We start from the raw sequence: 5,687 nt of genomic DNA on the forward strand, positions 1-5,687 counted from the left end.
GTCAATTTTTTAGTTTTGTTGTTTTTTTGGCGGCCATTTGGGCCGCCACTTTTTCTTTTAAATTTATGTTTTTTAATTATTTTTCTTTCCTGATTTGAAACGTGTCTACTTTTTTGCCCACTTCAATATCTTCCGCCTGCCATTTCAGCAATGTGTGGACATTTTGTCAGAAGCTCCCTTTTAGGGCCTGACAAAATTCATCCGTTTTGCAACGTCCCCTTTTTCTGGGGTTGCAAAATTCAGGCCGCGCAATCGCAGTCACCTTAACGATCCGGCATTGCAGGTATGCCACTCATGCTGATATCCATATTCGCCTTTTCGGCCATAACACCAGTTGGCTCTTGCCAGCTTTGCGGAAACTCGTTCGCGTCTATCGCAAGCTCCACCGGGCCCTGTCTGGCTCGAAGACCCGCGACAGAGTTCATTTTCCGAATGCCACAACTCAATCAGGTGCGTTGGATTGCCTGATCGTCGGTCGATGGATATGACTTTTCCAGTTTCTGAGGTAATTCGACCTGTGTGCGGATCCCAATATACCTCAATTGTGGCCTCACCTGACGATTTCGCGCTTCTTGGACGGCTTTGCGCGAACCAAACGACCACAGCGTTGATTCTGCATACGCGATTGCAGTTTATGCTCAGGGTATCTTGTTTGATCTCATAATACCGGGACGGCCAGCGCATAGTGAAGCGACGCTTTTCCTCCAAGACTTCAGCGATCGAAATATCATTTCCATAAAATGTCACGGAGTTCGAATAGGCGCCTTCCATAAAACGCATAGCGGTCAAGTTGTCTCCTGACCAAGCATCCTGATAGGCGACGATAAAATCTCTCCCCATAGCCCTGTAGTCACTTGGGGTGGTTGCTCGCGGAAACTGAGGTTTAGTCTGAGGTTGAGGCGTCGCAAATCGTCTTGCTGGAGCGTTGAATATTGAAGGTGCCTTCGCTTGGGCTTGCAAATTCGTGACTTGGTACCTTGCCATTTCTTTCCCGGTCAAAAAGCGAATATCGTCACTCTCAACTGACAGGCTGAGCTGAAGCAATTCCGGCGACACTCCCATCTCTGTCAAGTATGCGATGACTTCTGCTGTGTGTGACTGAATCATCGCCACAGCATCGGCTCCGCTCAAATCCGTGCCGGGTTCGAAATATGTTTGATGGACGCCGATAGAGCCGGGTTCTGCGAAGCGACTAACGCCCCCGAAAAACGCAAGCGCGCATGCAGACATGCAATCAAAGTCTCGAACCTGAACGGTATTGAGCCCGAAGGCTCTAATTCGTCTACCATAGCTCATCGCAGTGGAGGGATTGCCGCCTGTAGAGTCGAAGGTGATGACCTCTGGTCTGGAATCTGCGACCGCTGAAGTAAATGCTGAGAGATCGTCTCCGAAATCGAACCGACCACGAATGACCAAAAGCCGCGTACCACTTTCTGTCGTAACACGCTCAAAGCTCATATCAGCAAAAACTGCGTCCTGCTCGGCGTTCAAAATCACGAATGCCAGTGAAAGGACGATCAGAAAGCGAACCAACATTTCGGTCCCCGCAACCTATCAGTGCCTCCAATTAATCTTGTTGACCGCCTAAATTGCAAGGGTTGAAACAACAAAGAGCGATTGGATTGATCGCATGGACCGAAGGCTACGTGCTCAGTTATCGATTAGGTCTGCGTTCACCTGTCGTCGCCACCGACGTTGGTGCTTTCAATACAATGGTCCACCGCCGCATGTAATGACAGTTCGTAATCCGCTGATAACTCGTTCACCGGAAGCGTCTAAGTTTATGGTCTGGCTTATGAATCCGATCCCATCGAATACTGTATCGATTGGTAAAAGGATGATCGGGTACTCTTCTACATTGCGATCTGTTTCGACGAATTCTTTGGCTTCTTCGATAGAGTAGAAAAACTTCGCTGTCTCTTTACCACCGCTTGGATTCTCGACAAGAAATTCGCTCCTGTTGTTCTGCAATTTGCTGAGAATGAAACTCCGTGAGGGTTCATTCAGGAGCACGCAAGGCGCATTTTCAGGACACTCCGCAACAGCCGTACACCGCCACGGCGGTGGGCCTGGATGTGTCGCTGCATTCGCAGCGGTGGCAGCGAGAAGGATCGTGGCCCACGAAACAATCACTTGGAAGAAAGTAGCGCCGAGCGTTTTCAGTTCCCGCAGTCTTTGACGAGCTTCCACCACCTCATTCCTCAATCGGCTCGATCAGACTCGGATCGTTTTCGGTCCTGGACGAGTTGACCGCCCGGTCCACCCGGTAGAACTCGAAGTTTGAGCCGAGGTTGTTGCTCAGCAGCGCCTTGGCATCTCCAACTGATGTCCCCGGATCTAACCAGGCGTCGTAATGCTCGGGAGAAAGCACGATGGGCATGCGGTTGTGAACCCGGTCAATCGGCGCAACAGCAGCAGCCGTGAGGATGGTGCAGGAGGTGACCTCAAGGTTCGTGTTGTAGGCCCACAGTCCAGCAAAGGAAAAAGGCTTCTGCCCAGGCAAATGGATAAACCACGGGTCTTTGCCGCCATCCTCAGCCTTCGTCCATTCATACCAGCCATCTGCTGGGACCAGGCAACGCTTTGCTTTGTAGGCTTCCCGAAAAGCGGGCTTTTTCTCCGCGTCTTCCGATCTGGCGTTGAACATCGGGTATTTGCTCTGCAACTCCTTTGCCCAATGCGGCACAAGCCACCAACGGCCTTCGGAGACCTTCTGACTGCCTTCCTTGTCGTGATGGATGAAAGGCACGTCTTGCGTGGGAGCGATGTTGTAACGGGCCGCAGTGTTCCGCTCCGCGTCTTGGTCTGTCAGGCGATAGAGGGCGTGGATCTCACGCCAAGGTCTGACTTGGGTGTAGCGGCCACACATTCAGCACTGCCCTTCGAGTAAGCCTGCTAGCCCACACTTAGCTACTTGATCAAGCGCGATAGCATTGATCAAACTATTCCTAAGATACCCTCAATCGTGGAGGCATCCACATCAAGGAATGTGATTGTACCGCCGTCGTCGAGTGTAACAAGTGCATCCTCAAAGCCGTTCCCGTCAAAATCTGTCGCCACAGAGCTAACTGCGGCAACTAAATTGAGTTGTACACTGTCCTCAGACGTTGAGAAGTCCTCAACGACGTCGTCTCCGGTGTTGGAAGTGAAGATAAAGGTGTCGGCATCGAGACCACCGATGAGGAAGTCATTCTCAGTTCCACCAGCGAGCATATCGTTGCCGGCGCCCCCTTCGAGTTCATCCTCTCCCGCACCACCAATCAACTCATCATCTCCGCTGTCGCCTATAAGTACATCGTTACCGCCTTCCCCAGAAAGCAAATCGTTTCCGCCCCTTCCCTCGAAACGCTCATCAAGATCATTTCCGGCTAGCTCATCTCTAACTCCGGTACCACGTATCCATTCAACATTGACGATCGTGTCGACGTGCCCGAAGCCGTCTAGAATGGTACGCTCACCGCCATCAGTGTCTGCCAGCATTACAATTCCATTGAAGCCGCCATAGTTTGCGTCTGAATTATACGCCATGAGATCGAAACCGGCGCCACCGTCGACATAATCCATACCCTCGGTCGTGACAAAGCGGTCGTCACCTATCCCGCCAAATATCGTGTCGTTGTAGCGTGTCGCATTGATTTGCTCGATCCCGGAGAAGGTATCGGTAAACCCGCCCATGTCGAGAACTGTGCCAGCACCTGCCACGGTACTGGAATAAGTTACCGTAATTCCTCCCGGCACTCCGAAGTTATCGCTGAGATTGTAGCGCAGATTGTCAAATCCCCCACGGCCCTCAATGACGTCGGCGCCAGTGTGTGGATCAAAGGCGTTTCCGTTGGTTGTGTCATCGTCTCCGATCAAAGTATCGTTTTCTGGGGTACCGAATATTCGCTCTATGTCAATCAGCGTGTCAGTATCACCATAAGTGTCAGTCGCAGTGCCCAGCGTTAGATTGACCGTCACGCCCTGCGTTCCGCCGTCGATGAATTCACGCCAATAATCGACGATGTCCCAAACGAAATTTTGGTCATCGTTTGTGCCTGATCCGCCATCGAAGGTGTCGTTTCCTTGGTCACCCTGGAAGGTGTCTTCCTCTTCGAAACCATTGAGAATGTCGTCGCCTTCGAATCCGCGAAAATACTCCCTGGCTGCAGTACCGTTTAGTATGTCGTTCCCGCTGGTTCCCAATCTGTCGATGTTACCAACAACCGCGAATAGTCCAACTTCGGCATCAGCAAATGCTATCTCCTCAATTTCTGATACCGTGTCAGTTCCATCACGTCCTTGAAGGACGTCCTGTACAGTGAAAGTTCCATCGTTGTTTGCGGTGAAGGTGTAGTCTGCGAGATTGCCTTGAAGAACAAGGGTGTCAATTCCACTCCCTCCTACAATGGTGTCGTTTCCGCCACCGCCAGCAAGTCGGTCATGATCGCCACCTCCCAACAAAGTGTCATTACCAGCTCCTCCTTCGAGAATGTCATCACCTAACTGACCTTCAAGGGTATCTCCGCCATCCAAGCTTGGGTCAGCCGCTATTGGAGAAACACCGCGCAAACGGTTATCTCCCGCATTTCCAGTGATCTGATCAGCGCCAGTGCCGCCCTCAGCGTTTTCAATAGAAACCAACAAATCCAAGCCGATGTCAGCGCCATAGGCTATGCCGACCGGCAATGTTGAAGAGAGCGAAAATGACGCAAGTATTGCAGAAACGTTCTGACCCTGAAAAACTTGGCCCGATCGGTCTTGCTGCTCAAGATTTATTGTGACTCCACTCGAAATGGAAGGATAGCTGACTGTATCGTTGCCAACGCTCCCATCGATAAAGTCGTTACCACCACCGGTTCCCGCGATGATCGTGTCATTTCCCGCACCGGCATCTACAAAGTCGTCTCCATCACCGATCGAAATTGTGTCGTCACCACCACCAGATTTGATTGTGTCGTCGCCGTCTCCTGTTGAGATTTGATCGCTTCCGCCACCCGTTTCAACTTCGTCGTTTCCCGATCCCGTATTCACAACGAAGTCAAAGTCACCGCTAGGCGAAACGGTTTCGTCATCTGTCGAATCGGCAAGATCGATAACGACTGGCGCATCACTCTGTCGCGGATCTTCGAGAATTACCCCATCGACGTGAAGCTCGAGTGCCTCGATGGACCTAACCTTCAAACCAAGCGTTTCGAATTTGAAGGAACCTTTGCGACCAGCATCTATCCAGTCAAGAAACTCGATGACTTCCGACCGAATGTCGAAGTTCGACCATTGTTCGTCTGTGAGTTCGAGTACCAGCGTATCGTCGCCGCGACCTCCGCTATAATAATCTGGGAACCAAGAAGGATGACTGTTGAGCGATGCATCAAAAATGAGTCTGTCGTTGCCGCGCCCCCCGAATACCAGATCTGGTCCGGCGCCACCCTGTAATGTGTCGTTGCCGCCCCGACCAAAGATGATGTCTAAACCTGCGCTGCCAACAATACTGTCTGAGCGCTTGCTACCAAACCGAATTGCCATATCAAACTCGCCCCCTGTAAAAAAAACTTAGCGTGTTACTAGGCGCACACGACACGCACGTTTCGCTGTGCATTAAGCGCAGCTTCTGAGTAGCTAGATCAATTCATTTACTGTTTCCAAAACTGCTCGAACAGAAATAGAAAGGAAATTCTTCATATATACGCATATCTTGTTCGAGATAT

At 51.1% G+C, this 5,687-nt stretch carries 4 protein-coding genes; all 4 read right to left on the minus strand.

The genetic code is table 11. The features are described from left to right. Nucleotides 1–258: 258 nt before the first annotated feature. Nucleotides 259–1,536 (minus strand): hypothetical protein, encoded by a 1,278-nt coding sequence (locus RBB47_RS30835; protein ID WP_305989774.1) that lies wholly within the window; start codon nucleotides 1,534–1,536, stop codon nucleotides 259–261. 168 nt (nucleotides 1,537–1,704) lie between these two features. Then, nucleotides 1,705–2,190 carry a hypothetical protein gene (locus tag RBB47_RS30840; protein WP_305989775.1) on the minus strand — a complete coding sequence of 162 codons (486 nt, stop codon included), beginning with the start codon at nucleotides 2,188–2,190 and terminating at the stop codon, nucleotides 1,705–1,707. A 4-nt stretch (nucleotides 2,191–2,194) separates the two neighbouring features. Beyond that, a complete protein-coding gene (locus RBB47_RS30845; RefSeq protein WP_305989776.1) occupies nucleotides 2,195–2,869 on the minus strand; it encodes an SOS response-associated peptidase in 675 nt (224 codons plus the stop codon). Nucleotides 2,870–2,937: 68 nt separating this feature from the next. Next, entirely contained in the window at nucleotides 2,938–5,505 is a 2,568-nt protein-coding gene (locus RBB47_RS30850; protein WP_305989777.1) for a calcium-binding protein, read from the minus strand. Nucleotides 5,506–5,687: the final 182 nt, after the last annotated feature.

This window comes from Roseibium sp. MMSF_3544 (genome assembly GCF_030732845.1).
Lineage (GTDB): Bacteria > Pseudomonadota > Alphaproteobacteria > Rhizobiales > Stappiaceae > Roseibium.